Here is an 18656-nt window from a genome sequence, read left to right on the forward strand (position 1 = left end):
CAGTTAATGACTGCGATATAAATTAAAACCTTATGTAAATATCTTAATTTAATTAATTATGAGAAACATCAGAAACTTTTCAATTCCCGTGTTATTGATCGCTGTATTCGGATTCATGTTAATGGGATCAAACATGCCTGAAAATGAAGATAAAAAGTCCGACATGCCTGAAAACATTAAAGCAATTGTTGATAAATCATGCATGGGATGCCATAATTCAGACTCAAGAAGTGAAAAAGCCAAAGCAAAACTGAATTTTACAACATTTAGTGAACTGGAGGATGTAAAAAAGATTAAGACCCTGCGGGATATTGTGGAAGTACTTGATGAAAAGAAAATGCCCCCGGAAAAATTTCTTAAAATGCACCCGGAAAAAGGACTGACGGAAAAAGAAGAGTTAGAACTTAAAGAATGGGCACAAAAAGAAGCAAAAGCAGTTTTAAATAAATAAGTTTATCTTTTCTCACTTAAATAATATTATATGAAACGTTACGTAAAAAGCGTACTTATAGCTCTTTTTGTAATTTTTATAGTCATTCAGTTTATTCAACCCAAAAAGAATGCAGGTGAAATTACCAGTGATCATTTTATCAATCAGAAAGATATCCCTTCTGACATTAAAACCATTCTGAAGACTTCATGTTTTGATTGCCACTCTAATCAAACCACATACTTGTGGTTTGATAAAATAGCTCCGGCGTCCTGGCTGGTCAGTAGCCATATCAAAGAAGGCAAACACCATTTGAATTTTTCAAATTGGGGTAAAACCGATACACTTGATCTCATCAGTGATCTGGGAGATATTTCTGATGTCATGAAAGATAAGTCCATGCCATTAACTTCATTTACCATGATGCATGGGAAAGCCAGACTTACCCAGGATCAGCGAAACACTATAATTGCATGGAGCGATTCCTACGCGAATAATCTATTAAAGGAAATGAAAAAATAATTTTTAAGACATAAGATACAAGACAGTTCTGCAATAAAGGATCTATTAAAACCTAAACATTTAATTTTCCTGCCATTATTCTATGCTAAATAGACATTCTTAAATTTGTATGACGAATTTATGATTCCAATTTGCCTGATTACTGACACATTGGTTCGATAACAATTATTAATTTTGCAGTTGATTAATAAGTTCCGTGAATTTAATTCCCGAAGCAACTACATTAAATTAAATACGATCCAATGGGAAAAGCAAAACTAACCTCACTCTTCATCCTTCTTTCAATCATTGGTTTGAACCATATTTGCGCTCAGCCTGTAAGCAGTGCCAGCGATAATCTGGTGACACAACCGGTAACCGACCGAATAGTCTTATATAATCTTTCGGATGAAGGAGTTTCACTACCCATTACGTGGGGATTGGATCTTGCATGGTTAAGTGTAGATAATATCCGGCGCGGTGTTGCCTTTATGGGGTCTGACCGGGTGGATGTAGTAAGATCTTCCTTTATGCCGACCAGTCCATTACTGAATGGGGAACTACAGGGAGAAGCACTCACAAATACAAATCTGCGCATGAATATCATTGATACTTATCTGGGGACAAATACGCAGGTAGTGCTTAATTGCGATCATCCCAGCGTTGACTCATGGTATCTGGGGAATGCCATTAACTGGGCATCACTAATTGATGTTACCACAAGAATGCATCAGGAAAGAGGCAGAACAGTAATTTCTGTTTCACCTTTCAATGAACCGGATTATGGCTGGGGCCAATATACAGGATCAAACGGAATGTCAGATTTTTATAATATCGTTACTGAACTTAAAAAGAATTCACGGTTCACTAATATCCGTATTTCCGGTGGTAATACACTGAATTGTGATGAAGCTCTGAGCTGGTATAATTATATAAATCCTGCCGGATTAACAGAGGGAAACACCCATCAGCTTGCAGGTAGTTTCGATAAGTATGCCAGTTTTTTTCAGGCAGTAAGAACTAACGGAGATCACGCTACTGCTGATGAGTTACATAATGTAATGGAGGCCATGGTTGGCGTTGAATATGGTATGCAAACCGGCATCTGGTGGGGAACTGCTGAATACGCACGTAGTGAATTTGTAAAAGCCAGCGACGGCACAAGATTAGGTTATGCTGAACACAGACCCAACTGGACGGCAGCTTCAGTATACAGGGGACCGGATGGAAAGGTACAGGCCTTCGGAGGGACTTCTGAACGCCAGGCTGTAACAACCTCATATCGCTTTGTTTCAAAGGACAGAGATGTGTATTATAATGGCCATGGTCCGCAACGTGAATATACGATGGAATTACCCGGAGGAACCGGGTATCAGCAAGGCCAGACCAATGCAGAAAACGTGGTGAATATTACCTGGGGAACCGATATTCAACCGATAATTGACGGGCGTTATGTTATCGTGAACCGAAATAGCAAAAAGGTCATGGAAGTAGCTGGTGGATCAACCAGCAATGGGGCAAATATTCAGCAGGGAACAAGCACTGGTGCCACTTACCAGCAGTGGAATGTAATACCTGTTGATACACGCATTGGAGGTGATTTCAGTTATTTCACCTTTACTGTTGTTAACAGCGGAAAATCTGCAGATGTTTACAACTGGTCGCTTGATAATAATGGCAATATAGCTTTGTGGGACGATACCAAAGGCGCTAACCAGCAATGGTACCTGGAATACGCTGAGGATGGTTGGTTTTATATCCGTAGCCGACACAGTGCCAAATGCCTGCATGTAGCAAACGCCAGTTCTTCTGCCGGAGCCAATATTATGCAGTGGGAAAAGAACGGACAACCTGCCCAGCAATGGCGTTTCATTCCGGTTGGTGTACCGGTGGAATTTACCGCTCCCGATATTCCTCAGAATCTGGTCGCTACGCCACAGTCTGAATCGGTTCGGCTAGACTGGTCGGCAAGCACCGCTACTGACCTATCAGGTTATGCTGTATTACGTGCACAAACATCGGATGGTGAATATAACACCATTGCCAGAAATGTGACCACCACGTCGTTTGTGGATAACACAGCAACAATAAGCGGACAATATTTTTATAAGATTAAAGCGGTTGATAATTCACTGAACAGCTCAGGATATTCCAATGTCGCCTCAGCAACAGTTTCAGATCAGAAAGCTCTGGTGGCAAAATATGAATTTGAAGGAAATATCAATGATGCATCTGAAAACATGAACAACCTTGCAGCTAACAGTGATGTCTCATATATAGATGGAAAAGTGGGAACACAGGCCCTGGTGTTAAACGGGGATGATAACTTTATACAGCTGCCGGCAACAATAGCCAACCAACAGGAAATAACCGTTACCACATGGGTGTACTGGGAAAATATAGGCCTCTGGCAACGCATTTTCGACTTTGGAAATGGCGAGGATGCATATATGTTTTTAACACCGTTTACAAACACCAGAAAGATGCGTTTTGCCATCAAAAATGGTGGGGCAGAACAAATAGTTGAGGGACCTCCAATAAATTATCGTCAGTGGACCCATATTGCGGTAACAATTGGATCTAACAGCACACGCTTATATATTGATGGTGTTCAGGTGGCTGAATCAACTTCAGTTACTATTAGTCCCATGGATTTTAAACCGGTACTGAATTACATTGGTCGCAGTCAGTTTGCAGCTGATCCTATGTTTGGTGGTTATATTGATGATTTCAGAATTTACAATTATGCACTATCTGCTGATGAGGTTGCTGCCGTTGAAGGCGGTTATGATGCGGTTAAAAAAGTAGATTACAATTCTGATGCCCTGATCATCTTCCCAACACCGGCTGATGATCTTGTATATCTAAGCTATAAGTCAGGTTCAGAAAATGCTACAGTTTCCATATACCAATTGAACGGAAAACTTGTGAAGACTGAAATACTAAAGGACGATGAACTGAATGTGTCCGATATGCCATCAGGGATTTACATGCTTAAATACAGGAATAAAGAAGCAACACTGGTGAAAAAGCTGGTGGTAAGGCATTAAGCAATAGCAGCAACAAATATTCCAATGTCCCGGTTAAGTGATCGGGACTTTTTTTCCTTTAAACCAACTTACTGTTATCGCCCGATATACAAATCCGTTATAATTTTATACTGTTAAATCCGGAGTTATATAATAATAACTTTCGAGTTGATTATCCCGTCGTCAACCACTACTCTGACAATATATGCACCGGAATGCATTCCAACATATGTTGATCTGTTGTGCAGATCATGCTCAGTTATCAGGTTTCCGGTTAACGAATAAATCTTCATAGATCCGGCATTGAATTTGCCATCAATCGTCACCCTCACCTTTTCTCTCATTCCAATTATCTGAATCAATGGATTTACCACCACCTTTGTTACAGGTGTATTTGTATTACCTCCTACAAGTTCCAAACGAAAGTCGTCGACTTTAAAACCACCATAAACCCTCGATGAACTTGCTCCTGTACCGGCAGTCCCATCGCTTTTTAAGTTGCCGGATCGAATCCCGAGCTTTAAAGAATCACCTTCATTCAGCGTTACCTTTACAGCCATCTCGCTTAAAAGTGCTTTCGACATACCGGAAACCGGTGTATTGCCAGCAAACGTATTGGTTTCACCTTCCGTCAGGTTCGACACGTAATCGGCCTCATTTCCATAATACTGCACATTATTGTTGGCAAATAACCGGACATTTGTAATGTATCCCGACATTACAGCCAACTTACATCGAACAATATAAGTTCCTGCCGGTAATTCATCTACAACCTGATAAAGCTCAAACTTTGAAGGCATGGCATATGGCGATTGATTCACATTGTACCAACACATATTCGCCCCTTCAAAATTTGTTGCATCGTTGTTGATGCCAAAAGAATTACCCGGCACATAGCCAGTCTGACTCCACGCATACGGTGTTCCTCTTACAACGCTTCCATCATTTAACACACCTGCGGATTTATACTCGAAACCCGGATTTTTCAGATAGGCTGTATAGGGACTCTCACTGATTGTAACCACTGATAACGAACTGATCACCAATCCCGGATCAGAAAAATAAATCCGAACTTTTATAGTCTGATCAGCATTACTCTGGTATTCGCTCGTTCCCACAGCATATTGGTTAATGATGTTTTGGGACCACTGACCCGATGTAGCAGCTGTTGCAATATCTACAAACGCAGGTGTCTTCCCCGCAACAGATATGGCATAGCGCAACTGCATTCCGGGATATAACGGGAATGAGGGAAGACATTTAACGCTGATGTTATTACTGCCTTTTACTACAGGAACATCATACTCCACATAGGGCGCTGAACTGATATTAGATGCTGTATAAGTTGTCATATTCATTGGCCAAACGGTAACGGCACAGCCGTTTTCACCCAGTCCGTTAATGGTATCAATATCTGTTCCCGATTTGGCAACGAAATTCTGGGCTGGAATGATGATGGTGCTGTCTTCAACCAGCGACACGCCGTTAGTGTTGATGTTATCCGCTGTAGCTACCGTAGGTTGGTAAAACTGTGGCCGCTTACGTGGCGCATAGTCCATCATTCCGTTCCATTTACCGCCGGAAATTCCCGTATTGTATTTATTGGTCAATGAAATGATATTCTGATAAGCTACCCTGGATTTATCTGAATAAATCAGTGCATCTGTATTACCTTCAGATGCCAGTTGAAGACTTTTTCTGGCATACAGAATCTTCTCGTTCATGCTGGCTGCTCCTTCAACAGGATAAGCAATCAACTGAAAATATGCATCTTTCAGCCTTTCGGGAATGGAAGCCTCCACATTCTTTGACATTTCAACGAGTTTTGAATAATCAGCCAAACGTTTTTCCATTTCCTGGTTAGAATACGAAATTAACGCAATATGCTCAGGTTTTCCCGATGATGCCAAACGATAGTATTCCTCTTTAATTCCGGCTATCTTATCAGCAAATTCATTTCCAAATGTCTCGGCTGCCCATTGTTTAGAATAAGACCAGGCATTATCGGGAGTCCAACTGCTTTTATCCCATGCCATATCCATCGCAAACTGTAACTCCATCTCCGCCGGCTTGATATCTCCTACATTAAACACCCAAAGATTTTTGGCATTTAACTCGTAGGCTTTACTCATCTCAAAGCTGATTAAAGAAGGTGAAGTGGTGGATAGCCAGAGATAATCTTCCGGGCTTCCCCAATAAGACAAATGATAGTACACACCTGCACCACCGCTTCTTTGTTGCTCTGCCGGATTGGACAACTGACGAATGTATCCAAAATTGTCATCCACCCAGGTCAAAGTAATATCATCTGCTAAGTTGAGCCCAATATTATATAAAGTGAGCGCTTCCTTATATGGGCAAAACATCTGTGGAACCTCTGAGGCTGGTTTCTCCAGATAGGTTGTGAGCAGATTCCTCTGGGTCGCAATAATATCCTTTAATGCATTTGCCTTATCCTGATTAGTGGAATAACCGGTCATACCACTATCGTGTACACCCCGCATTCCGGTAGTATAAACAGCATCGTTATTTTTTGATTCAACAACCCGTGTTTTCCAATAATCCGTTATCAAAGCGCTGTTTGTAGCCCAGTTCCAGTTCGAAGCAGGATAGCCCAGATTATTTAACCATTCATCCACATTATTTCTCAACATGGGTTCGGCATGACTTGACCCCAAAACAATGTCATATTTACGCGCCATCTCAGGATTCCCTGGATAATACCAAAATGCTTTCGTGCAATCGTGCATGGCAGGCCAAATGTAGTTGGCTTTCAAACGCAACATCAGTTCAAAGATTTTCGCATAAGTATTCGGGCCAATATCCTTAATACCGGTATCCATATTCTTTGCCGCCCAGGGATTTAGTCCCCAGTCTTCGTCATTAAGAAACATACCCCTGAACTTTACCGAAGGAGGACCCAAAATGCTTTCTCCTGTTGTTACATACAGTGCGGATTGTGGTTCCGGAGTAACATCGGCCCACCAAACCCAGGGAGAGACACCCATCATTCGTGATAACTCAAAAACACCGAAAGCTGTTCCTCTCGGATCACTGCCAAATATAACTAAAGCACTTTCAAAGCCTTCAAAAGGATTGCTTACTACTGAAATGCAAAATGTTTCCCACTTACCCTGTACATTATCTATGGAAATTTTACCAGTTGACGCCAACGAGTCTATTAATTTTGATTGTCCCAGGGTTCCTATGATTACAGGATATGATATGCCATCAAGATTTTGCGTTATACTCAGCGAAGTTCCTGTTATCAAATTTACATCATGACTAAAAGCAGAAGCTGCAACAGCAACAACCTCAGCATCTGATGAATCAATGACTATTGTAGCTGCAATACCAGAATTATCAACCAGAGGAAAATCCCCGGCAGCCCCTGAATTTGTTACTTTTACAGGTTCATGATTGTTATTTGCGAACGCATAAAAAGTGAAAAAGACTAAGACGCAAAGAATAATAACTCTTTTTACCAGATAGTTCTCCTTGAATTGAACGAATGTTAATATTGAAAGGGATTTATACATATAATTTCTATTAATTTTTATACAAAAGTTTATACGCCGTAAAATTAATATACCTCAGCCTAAATTTCATATCAGATTATACAAATACATTATCACAGCCTGCCATTTATCGGTTTCAGCACATATCGACATACAATAATATTTAATCTTCCAATTCCATAATTGGTCATAGATAATAACAACAAAAACGAGGCTGCTCATTTGGAACAACCTCGCTTTTTATGTAATAACTAAATTTTAAATCGTTTTTTCAAAATTTATTTCATACTAAATGAATTGAGCGAATGTGCCGGAAGATTGACATTCAAATACTTACCATTCATTTTCACTGTAATATCGCGGCTTTCATCTTTAAAATTACCTGCAAGAACGATATACCTGCCTTCAGGATTTTTAGCAAGCATTATGGATAGCTTATCCCTCTTATCATTTTTAGATGCCACAATTTTACTCCCTGGAGTAATGTAATTGCAGTAGTGCTTCACTGCATAATATTCCGGGGTATAGGTTGCAGTTCCTGATTTTGAATCAACCCTGATCAAAGCATTCTGTTTCCAGCCCCAGCCGCTTACACCGTCATCATACAAAATGGCATTCCAGAAGGTATATTCCTCACATCCGTTTCCCAGATAATGATTGATAAGTTGAAAGGTATGCTCTGCTGCTCCCCAGTCGAACGAGCCCCAGCCACATTCACTTTCGGTCTGCACATATTTGTAGTTTGGATATTTTTCACGCAAACGGGAGACAAGCTGTCCGCCTTCCCACTGGAATCCAACACCCTGTATTGTTTGCGGCATACGGGAATCAGATAACACTTTGTCCACAAAGTCATACCGGTTGGTATTTATGGTTCCCAGGTATAAAGAAACATCGGGATGTTGCTGCTTTAACGCAGGAGCCAGGTATTCGGTATTGAACCGGATAATACCCTCGGGTGTCCATGCACAACCCGGATATGGCGTATAACTCCAGGCTTCGTTCTGAAACATGACCATGGTAACCGGTATGCCTTCTTCCTGATAAGCGGAAATAAATTTACAGAAGTAGTTGGCATAGGTTTCCAGATAACGTGGATCCTGAATCAGATAATCATTAACAGCCAGCTTTTGCGGGAATACATGATCACTTTTTTTTTCACTGCCTTCATAAAGAAGAAAATCTTTTTTAGGATCAAGCTCATTAAAATCCTTGTTGCTGACCACAGAATAGTAATGGTTTATTTTCATCCAGGATGGCGGAGACCATGGCGAGATCCAGAAGGTCATATCCGGATTTTGTGCCTGTGCTGATCTGATAAACGGAATAAGTGTGGTTTTATCCCGGTTAATATTAAAGTACTTCAACGTAAAATCACCGTCCACTTCATCACAGCTGTACCAATCCCTGGCATAGTCGTTGGCATTCATCGACACACGTCCAATGCTGAATTTTAAATCACCACCCGGTGAGAAAAGCTGGGCCAGAATTTTATCCTGCTGATCTTTTGGCAACATATTCAGGGCATCCCAGCCCTTTTCGTTGAAACAGGTTCCCCAGGCCTTAAATGTTACTATCGGGTTATCTCCATTTACCTCCAGATCAGGTTCTGACTGTGCATTTTTCTGAAGTTTTATTTGGGACTGTTCCCAGGTATTGCCTTCAGTACTACTTATCCAACTAAAGGATTGTGACTGCGCAAGTGTTATGAACGACGTTAAAACTAAACTCAGGATTGCTGATTTCATGATAATAGTTTATTATGTGATTATAATTATTCATTTATTTTATCTACGCCTTCCGTTGTCATTTGAATGCGTTTGAGTGTGCCATCGTCGTTGTAGTATAAATAGTCGATACAAACGGAACGCAGGTAACTACCACCGGAAAAAAGTCCACCATTATGATACACAAAATACCAGTCCCCTTTATATTCCACAACAGCCTGATGGTTTGTGTTGCAGTTCCCTGACAATTCATTCAGTATACCTTTATATTCCCAGGGACCGTTAATAGTTTTGCTCATGGCATAACAGGTTTTCTCCGGCCATAATGAGGCATACGATAAGTAATACCAATCTCCCCGTTTATGGATCCAGGGCGCTTCGGTAAAATCCGGCAGACTGACCGGCATGATCGGTCCATCCAGCTCGGTCATGTTGTCTTTTAATTTAGCATAATAGCATTGCGTATTACCCCAAAACAAGTAGGCCTGACCGTCATCGTCAATCCATACAGTCGGATCAATATCGTCCCATGATATGCCGGTCCATTGAGTGGTCATATTGTTTGTGATCAGTGCCGAGCCTCTTGCATCCTTAAACGGTCCTGTCGGTGAATCAGATACGGCCACACCAATTGCTTTCCCATGAATCGTCGCATGTTCTGTTGATACATACCAGTAAAATTTTCCATTGCGTTCAATCACCTGTGCTGCCCAGGAAGAATAATCCTTTGCCCAACTAAAATCTGTCCTCTCTAAGGGAACCGGATATTCCGTCCAGTTTATCATATCTGTGGTTGAATACACGAGCCAGTTTGGCATGTTATACCATGAACCGTCACCTTTATCCTCACCGGCGTAAATATAAAACACCCCATCGTGAACCAACGCAGCCGGATCAGCAGTATGGCGATGTTTAATTATCGGATTTCCATCGGATTTAAATCGATAAACATCGCCGGATTCAGTTGGTTGAAGCAACGATACCGGTACACCACTCCATTTTTCATTCAAACGGCGGGCTTCATCCTTGGTGATCCCGATTACACTACCATGACGTGGATTGAAATTTTTGGTAAATGATTCCGGATCTTCGGTAAAATTAAACAGATCGGAACTGCGTTGGAATTCATAACGACCATTGGCATACAGATCGTACATTAAAATGTATTCATCGGAGTTATTCAGTTTAAATACGCTCGATCCTTCGACCACAACAGACGTATCCGCGTAGGCATCCAGGCACTTAAAACCTTCCTTCCAGGGACCTTTTAATGATTTACTGGTGGCCTGTTTGATGCCATTTTTAATTTCCACACCATTTGCGTCTTTTGTATATCCACGGAAAAAGAAATGGTATTTCCCATCCATATTAATAATGTCTCCGTCAATGCCACCAAACTTTGGACTGAACATCAGTTGGGGTTCTTTTTCAAATACGGTAAAATCCCTGTTAGCATAAGCACTGTAAAAATCCAGTTTATCATCGTCTTTAAATTTTACTGTAAAATATACCAGGTATTTTTTAGCTTTAGCATCATATATCGTCTGTGGCGCCCAAACCCACTGCACATTTCCGAACTTTTCCGGATACAGTTTTGCCAGATCTATGATACTGCTTGTCCATTCAAGCAGGCTATCTGATTTCATCAGAACAATCCCGGGATTACTTCCCCAACCGCTTTTAGCCACATTCATATCTGTTGCAACCATATAAAAACCGCTATTATCTGCTTTGCGTAAAATATACGGATCACGAATTCCTCCGGTTTGTGATATTTCTGCAGACGGGATAATAGGTCGATTGTTGTTTAATGCCACCCAGTTTATTCCGTTTTCACTTACTGCAAACCTGAGTTGTTCCTGTTCCTGCCGTTCCCCGGAGCCTTCAAAATAGGCAAAAAGATATCCGTCAAAACCACTTTTCAGAGATTGCATTTGAGCCATTGCACATGTTGACAGGAATAGCAGCACGGCATACAAAAAATAAGGTTTTTTCATAATATTATTTCTTTTTTAACCGTCATTGCGAATCCGGTTAAGCCCGGATCGCAAGACGGAAATGAGTAAAAAGAAGATACAACTATATATTCATAACTTCTTTCGTGTACAAAAGTACAGAGATCAGAAAAAAACAGATTTCACAAATTCGTCAAACTATAGTCATTAATTCTGCAATCTGGTTTCACAGGATGATTTCAAATAATATTATATTAATTTTGAATGCATTATGCTTTAGTATATATGAAAATCTTTAGGTTTTTTTCTATAATTTCTGTCATTCTGCTGGTTTGTTCGTCATATTTATCAGCCTTCACAGTTCAAAAACTGGGGACAGAAGATGGTCTGTCCAGCAATAATATCATTAGCATAGATCAGGATAAAGAAGGTTTTATTTGGATTGCTACCAAAAATGGATTAAACAGGTTCGATGCCAATTCATTTAAAGTTTTTAAAGCATCTGAAAATGATACTAATACCATTAGCAGTAATGTATTGAACTGTGTATATGCTGATCCAAACGAAGATGTTATATGGATTGCAACCGAAAAAAGTGGCGTTGATATCTACAATTATAAAACACACCAGTTTAAACACTATAAACACGACTACAGCAATACACAAGACGGATTGATTGCCGATGGTGTAACGCACATAACCGGTGACAGTAAAGGCAATATATGGCTGGCAACGTACCAGGCCGGTCTGGATTATTTCGATAAAAAAAACGGTAGTTTTACACATTACAATCAGTCAAACATTAAGGGATTAGGATCTGATTACAACTGGTATGTCATGCCATATAATGATAATACCATTTATGTTGGACACGTTGCTGAAGGTTTAAGCATTATAGACTTAAGTTCAAAATCAGCTGTCAATTTCAGACATGATCCTACTGATCCTTCTTCTTTACCTGACAATACTGTAACATGTCTGTTCAAGGATTCAAAGGACCGTATGTGGATTGGGACACGAAATGGCTTATCCCTTTTCGATCCGGACACTTACAAAATGATCAACTTCAAAAACAAACCCGAAGATCCCAATTCTTTGTCATATAATTTTATAAAAGGGATTGTTGAAACCAAAGAACATAAGTTATGGATTGGAACTGAAGGTGGAGGGATTACCATCATGGATCTTAATGATCTGCCTAAAATATTTGATCCTAAAAAGGTTTCATTTACCAGAATCGGATATTCAGACACAAATGAAGGCCTTTCCTGGACTTCAGTTCAAAGCATTATTAAAGATTCTTTTGGAAATATATGGGCAGGTGGATATGCAGGTGGACTTAATTTTATTCCGGCCAGGGAAAACTTCTTTCACCAGATTACATATTTGCCTTATATTAATAACATCAATAGTCTGGCTGACAAGTCCGTTTCTGATCTGTATGCAGATGGAAGCAACAATATTCTTATAGCAAATGGCAACGGAGGAATCGGTTTATTCAATAAAGGTTCAAAGCTAAACCTGAAATCAACCGTCAGTAAAGAGGATTTATCAGTTTCAACGGTTCTGAAAGACAGCGATAATCATATCTGGACTGGAACCTATGACGGTAAAATATACCGCTACCATATTAACACAGGAGTATTTGAACGGATCGATTGCTTTTATAATCCCAGCAATATTCCTGTTTACAGGTTATTTGAAGATTCCAGGAAAAACCTCTGGATCTGTACAGATGCAGGATTATTTGTTTACAACATTACTACAAAAGAATGTCATAATTATACGTCGGAGAATAGCGGATTGGGTGATAATATCATTAGAACTATTAATGAAGATCGAAATCATAATCTTTGGGTAGGAACCCTGATTGGTGGTCTATATGTTCTGAACGAAGAATTAGAACAGCTCTATAATTATGGCGAATTCTTCGATTTTTACTGTGTTAATGACATTTATAAAGATTCCGAAAACAGAATGTGGGTTGCCAGTCAGAATGACTTGTTTCTTTTTAAAGATTTAAACGTTGACTCGGTTAAAAGATTCGGAATTGAAACAGGTTTACCTGAAAATGACATACGGGCAATAATGCAAGGCACTACAGCGAATGATATATGGTTATCAACCACCAATGGTATTAGCTATTTTAACCTCAAAAGCGTTGAAATACAAAATTTTACTACAAAGGATAATATCATTAAAGGAGATTATATGATTGGTGCGGCAACAAAGACTATGGACGGAACCATATATTTTGGATCACAAAACGGCATAACATGGTTTAATGAATTTTACAAGCCATTCACTGATCCATTACCACAAATCCATATTACCGGTTTAAGCATTAATCTGAATCCAAAAAACAATTTAAACCAACTGGTTGATGTTCCGGTGTCGGATAAACTCAAACTGAAATATGATCAGAATACCTTACAGATTGATTTCAATATTCTGGATTATTCGCTGGCAAAGCAGATTGAATATATGTACCAAATGAAAGGACTGGATGAAGGATGGTATTTTATTGATGGAAATCAGGTTACATTTCGCAATTTAAAACCAGGCGATTATACCTTTAATCTTAAATCCAGATTGCATAATAAAACATGGAATACTAATGTTACCGCTTTCCCGGTAATAATTGAGCCTCCTTTATGGTTTAGCTGGTGGGCAAAAATATTGTATTTCTTTATAACCGTTACTATTGTTTATCTCATCGTTAGTTTTTTCAGACGCAAGATTGCTATAGAAAACGCTCTGCAGAATGAGAAAGAAAAACACCTTCGTGAACAACAGCTAAACGAGGAAAAAATAAGGTTCTTTACCAATATAACCCATGAGCTAAGAACACCTATGACGCTCATTCTGGGTCCTTTGGAAGACCTCGTTGCTGACCGTTCAGTTCCTCCTGCACTGGCCAAAAAGATTAACTCCATACACAGGGTAGCAACACGCTTACTGCAACTGATCAACCAGATTCTCGAATTCAGAAAGGCAGAAAAAAACAGCAGAAAATTAAGGGTCGTAAAAGGAAATTTTTCAAAATATGTATATGAGTGCGGTTCAAAGTATCAGGAACTCCATCATAACAATAAAATTGATTTCAGAATCAGTCTTTCAGACCAGAATATGGAGATGTTTTATGATCCGGAGGTGATCACTATTATCCTGGACAACCTGCTTGCCAATGCATTTAAATATACGCAAAGAGGTTTTATAGTACTTTCACTCAACAGTATTCTGGAAAACAATGTGGAATACACTGAAATATCGGTTTCCGATACAGGTTTCGGAATATCTGAACATGATTTGCCATTCATCTTCGACCGTTACTATCAGGCAAAAAACACCAGCTATCCGGTAAGTGGGACAGGGATCGGACTTGCATTGGTCAAAAGTCTGGTTGATTTACATGAAGGTGAAATATACGTTGAAAGTAAACCAGAAAAAGGTTCAACATTTAAGGTAAGGCTGGTAACACACAACAGTTATCCGGATGCGGTACATATTGAAGAGCCTGAACCACAACCTGAAGAAACAGAAGAAGAAACAGATAATTTTTCAAGAGAGATGATTCTTGTGGTTGATGATAATCTGGAAATTATTGAATACATCAGTGAAAGTCTTTCAGATCTTTACCAGGTAATTACAGCCGAAAACGGAAAAAAAGGATATGAACTGGCTGGTGAAAAAGTGCCGGATATCATCATCAGCGATATCATGATGCCTGTAATGGATGGTGTTGATATGTGCAAAAAAATTAAGACCGATATCAGAACCAGCCATATTCCGGTGATCCTGCTAACTGCCAAGGGTTCATTACAGGATAAAAGCGAGGGTTATGATGCCGGTGCCGACTCTTACCTGACTAAGCCATTTAGTGGTAATTTACTTAAAAGCAGGATTAAGAATATTCTTGATAACCGTAAACGAATTTCAGAATCGTACACATCCATATTTAAGGATAAGCAACAGTTATTTAACGAGTCCGCCAACCAAATTGATAAAGAATTTCTTGTTGAACTGAATACCATAATAGAAGAAAATCTGGAAGATGACAGTATGAATATCTCACATATAGCTGATAAAATAAATATGAGCCATTCAACGCTTTACCGGAAAATAAAAGCGCTAACCGATCTGACAGCAGCAGAATATATTCGTAAAATAAGGCTAAAAAGAGCTGAAGGATTGCTCCTTGAAAATAAATACACGATTAACGAGGTTATGTATAAATCAGGATTTAACAGTCCCGGATATTTCAGGCAATGTTTCAAAGACGAATTCGGAATCAGTCCGGGCGATTATGTAAGAAAGCTAAAAGCAAATTAAACCTTTAAAGAAACCATTTTCGAATACTTCCTTTTTGCTTCCTTTTAATTTCGTTACCTTTGCGTCCTAATTAAAATACGCACATGACAGATTTAGAACGCCGTAATATAGAAGCGGCTATCGAGGAGATAAAAAACGGGAAAGTGGTTATTGTAACCGATGATGAAAACCGTGAAAACGAAGGAGATTTTATCGCTGCAGCAGAAGTCATCACGCCCGAAATTATCAATTTTATGAGTAAGGAAGGACGCGGTTTGATTTGTGCACCACTATCAGCAGAACGATGCAGGGAACTAAAACTGGACCTGATGGTCACAAAAAATACCGCGTTGCACAATACAAATTTCACAATATCAGTTGATTTGCTGGGACACGGCTGTACAACGGGTATATCAGCTCATGACAGGGCTAAAACCATTAACGCTTTGGCCGCAGATGAAACCAGACCGGAAGATTTTGGACGTCCCGGTCATGTTTTTCCCATACAGGCGCATCCCGGAGGCGTTATGGCCAGACCCGGACATACTGAAGCCACCATTGAACTGGCAAGACTAGCCGGCTTAAAACCAGCAGGTGTATTGATTGAAATTATGAATCCTGACGGTTCCATGGCACGTTATCCTGATTTAGTAAAATTATCTGAAAAGCTGGGAATTAAAATTATCACGATCAAACATCTGATTAAATACCTCAAATCACGTAACTCCTAATAAAGTTAACCATGCTTCCTAATCAACGCCGCGAAAAGATTCTTGAAATGATCCGGGAAGACGGACATGCCAAAGTATTGCAGCTGAGCAAGATCTTCAAGGTAACGGAAGTTACGATTCGCCAGGACCTTGAAAAACTTGAAAAAGAAGGTTTTGTTGAGAGGGAACATGGCGGTGCTTATCTGAAAAACATTGGGTTGAACGTAAAAAACTTCGCCCTTCAGAATCAGGAATTTTTATTGGAGAAAGCAGCCATTGCTGTAAAAGCCGTGGAATTCATCAACGATGGAGATATTATCATTCTCGATTCAGGATCTACCACAACTGAGATTGCCAAACTGATAAAGGGCTATAAAAATCTTACAGTGATCACCAACGCACTGAATATTGCTCTCATACTTGGCGTTGATCCGGAGATTAACCTGGTTGTAACAGGCGGTGAATTTAAGGCACCAACGCTCTCGCTAACAGGTGATAAAGCAGCCGTTTTTTTCAACGACCTTCATGTAGATAAACTATTTCTGGCCACTGCAGGAATAACATTAAAGTCCGGACTCACTTACCCAAGCATAAGCGATATTGTTGTAAAACGCGCCATGATTGAATCTGCGAATGAAGTATTTCTTGTAGCAGATTCGAGCAAAATAGGTAAAAGCTCTTTTGCCAGTCTTGGCGCCTTATCACTCATTGATTACATAATTACAGATTCCAGTATCGAAAAAGATGAAGTGGAAATTTTTAATCAGAACGATATAAAGCTGATTATTGCATAAAATAATGATAATCAGACTTTAAGTTTTGTTTCCTACAGTAGAAGCTCTTTGAAAACATACACCACACGGTGTATATATTTCTTTCATATTATTTGTTTTTATTTTCGATTTTTTTCTTTTATTTTTGTTTTCGAAAATAATTCATTAATTAACTGACATTAAAAACCTCATAATCGCCTTATTTTGAGTATTAAAAACTACATATTAGCCATCGATCAAAGTACTTCGGCTACTAAAACCATTCTTTTTAACAAACAAGGGAAACTGGTATACAGAACTACAGTACCACATAAGCAGTACTATCCAAAACCCGGTTTTGTGGAACATGATCCTGAGGAAATTTTTGACAATACACTGGAAGGTATTTTTAAAACACTAAAAGACGCCAATATCCGTGAGGATCAAATAGATACTTTAGCCATCACTAATCAGCGTGAGACCGTAATGATATGGGATAAAAATACCGGTAAACCGGTTTACAATGCTACAGTCTGGCAATGCCAGCGAGGAGCTCCGTATTGTGATCAGTTGAAAGAAAAAGGTTACAGTGATATGATCATGCAAAAAACCGGTCTGATCATTGATCCCTACTTTTCAGCAAGCAGGCTTCACTGGATCATGCAAAATGTGGTAGGATTGAAGGAAAAGGCAGAAAAGGGCGAGCTGTTGATGGGAACCATGGATACATGGTTGCTGTGGAAACTCACAGGAGGTAAAGTCCATGCTACGGACTATTCCAATGCCTGCCGTACGATGCTGTTTAACATCCACACATTAGAATGGGACTACGAGCTGATCGCGCTGTTTGGCTTACAAAAAAATATGTTTCCTGAAATTAAATTCAGCACCGATATATTCGGTTATACCGATCCTGAAATCATTTTTAACAAATCGCTTCCAATAGCTGGGTTGCTGGGTGATTCGCATGCTGCCCTGTTTGGACAGAACTGTTTTGAGCCGGGCATGGCAAAGGCCACTTACGGAACCGGTTCATCCATTATGATGAATATTGGAACCGAACCATTAAATGCACCTGATGGTCTGGTCACCTCCATTGGTTACGGCATTGACGAAACAATATATTATGTATATGAGGGAAATATTCATTGTACCGGTGACACATTAAACTGGCTAAAAAATGAAATTCAGCTCATTAACGATGCCTCAGAAACAGAGCCTCTTGCAAGGTCCGTTGAAAATAATAACGGAGTATACCTGGTACCTGCGTTTGTGGGTTTAGGAGCTCCATACTGGGATAATCAGGCCAGAGCCTGTTTATCCGGGATGCCACGAAATACAACCAAAGCTCACATCGTTAGGGCCGCCTTGGAAAGCATTGCCTACCAGGTAAAAGATCTGATCAGCCTGATGGAAGAGAAAGGTGGGATCAACCTTAAAGAACTCAGGGTGGATGGCGGTCCGACCCGGAATACATTTCTGATGCAGTTTCAGAGTGACATGCTGAACCATAAGGTCGTCCGTTCCGAAATTGAAGAAGTTTCTGCATTGGGTGCAACTTATATGGCAGGTCTGGCAACCGGATTCTGGAAAGATACTGAAGAGATAAAAGCCCTCCGTGAAAAGACTCAGATATTTGAACCAAAGATGGAAAAGTTCGAGACTGAGAATTTATATAAAGGCTGGCAAAAAGCTGTTGAGCGTGCCCGGTTGTAACAATAAC

At 39.8% G+C, this 18656-nt stretch carries 10 protein-coding genes; 7 read left to right on the top strand and 3 right to left on the bottom strand.

The window, feature by feature from the left end:
* The first annotated feature begins 58 nt into the window (after positions 1-58).
* The 3 genes from ACE1ET_RS18380 (at position 59) to ACE1ET_RS18390 (ending at position 3981) form a co-directional block, all read left to right on the top strand.
* Positions 59-451, top strand: a complete 393-nt coding sequence (locus ACE1ET_RS18380) for a heme-binding domain-containing protein (protein WP_375729883.1) — start codon at positions 59-61, stop codon at positions 449-451.
* A gap of 30 nt (positions 452-481) precedes the next feature.
* Positions 482-952 (top strand): heme-binding domain-containing protein, encoded by a 471-nt coding sequence (locus ACE1ET_RS18385; protein ID WP_375729884.1) that lies wholly within the window; start codon positions 482-484, stop codon positions 950-952.
* Positions 953-1194: 242 nt separating this feature from the next.
* Entirely contained in the window at positions 1195-3981 is a 2787-nt protein-coding gene (locus ACE1ET_RS18390) for a LamG-like jellyroll fold domain-containing protein (RefSeq protein ID WP_375729885.1), read from the top strand.
* Positions 3982-4106: 125 nt separating this feature from the next.
* On the opposite strand, the gene ACE1ET_RS18395 is transcribed toward ACE1ET_RS18390, so the two are convergent.
* The 3 genes from ACE1ET_RS18395 to ACE1ET_RS18405 all read right to left on the bottom strand — a co-directional run bounded on the left by ACE1ET_RS18395 (position 4107) and on the right by ACE1ET_RS18405 (position 11202).
* Complete coding sequence (locus ACE1ET_RS18395; protein WP_375729886.1) at positions 4107-7499, bottom strand: glycosyl hydrolase 115 family protein; 3393 nt, start codon at positions 7497-7499, stop codon at positions 4107-4109.
* Between the two features lie 257 nt (positions 7500-7756).
* Positions 7757-9226 (bottom strand): glycoside hydrolase family 30 protein, encoded by a 1470-nt coding sequence (locus ACE1ET_RS18400; RefSeq protein ID WP_375729887.1) that lies wholly within the window; start codon positions 9224-9226, stop codon positions 7757-7759.
* 26 nt (positions 9227-9252) lie between these two features.
* Positions 9253-11202 (bottom strand): family 43 glycosylhydrolase, encoded by a 1950-nt coding sequence (locus tag ACE1ET_RS18405; RefSeq protein WP_375729888.1) that lies wholly within the window; start codon positions 11200-11202, stop codon positions 9253-9255.
* A gap of 243 nt (positions 11203-11445) precedes the next feature.
* Here ACE1ET_RS18405 and ACE1ET_RS18410 point away from each other — a divergent pair, with 243 nt between their 5' ends.
* From ACE1ET_RS18410 to glpK, 4 genes are all read left to right on the top strand, one after another.
* Complete coding sequence (locus ACE1ET_RS18410; RefSeq protein ID WP_375729889.1) at positions 11446-15492, top strand: hybrid sensor histidine kinase/response regulator transcription factor; 4047 nt, start codon at positions 11446-11448, stop codon at positions 15490-15492.
* Between the two features lie 83 nt (positions 15493-15575).
* Positions 15576-16202 (top strand): 3,4-dihydroxy-2-butanone-4-phosphate synthase, encoded by a 627-nt coding sequence (gene ribB / locus ACE1ET_RS18415; protein ID WP_375729890.1) that lies wholly within the window; start codon positions 15576-15578, stop codon positions 16200-16202.
* An 11-nt stretch (positions 16203-16213) separates the two neighbouring features.
* Positions 16214-16975 carry a DeoR/GlpR family DNA-binding transcription regulator gene (locus ACE1ET_RS18420; protein ID WP_375729891.1) on the top strand — a complete coding sequence of 254 codons (762 nt, stop codon included), beginning with the start codon at positions 16214-16216 and terminating at the stop codon, positions 16973-16975.
* A 183-nt stretch (positions 16976-17158) separates the two neighbouring features.
* On the top strand, positions 17159-18649 hold the full coding sequence (glpK, locus tag ACE1ET_RS18425) for a glycerol kinase GlpK (protein WP_375729892.1): 1491 nt from the start codon (positions 17159-17161) through the stop codon (positions 18647-18649).
* Positions 18650-18656 lie beyond the last annotated feature (7 nt).

The sequence above is a fragment of the Quyinboa mangrovi genome, assembly GCF_042219825.1.
Lineage (GTDB): Bacteria > Bacteroidota > Bacteroidia > Bacteroidales > UBA5342 > JBHJHP01.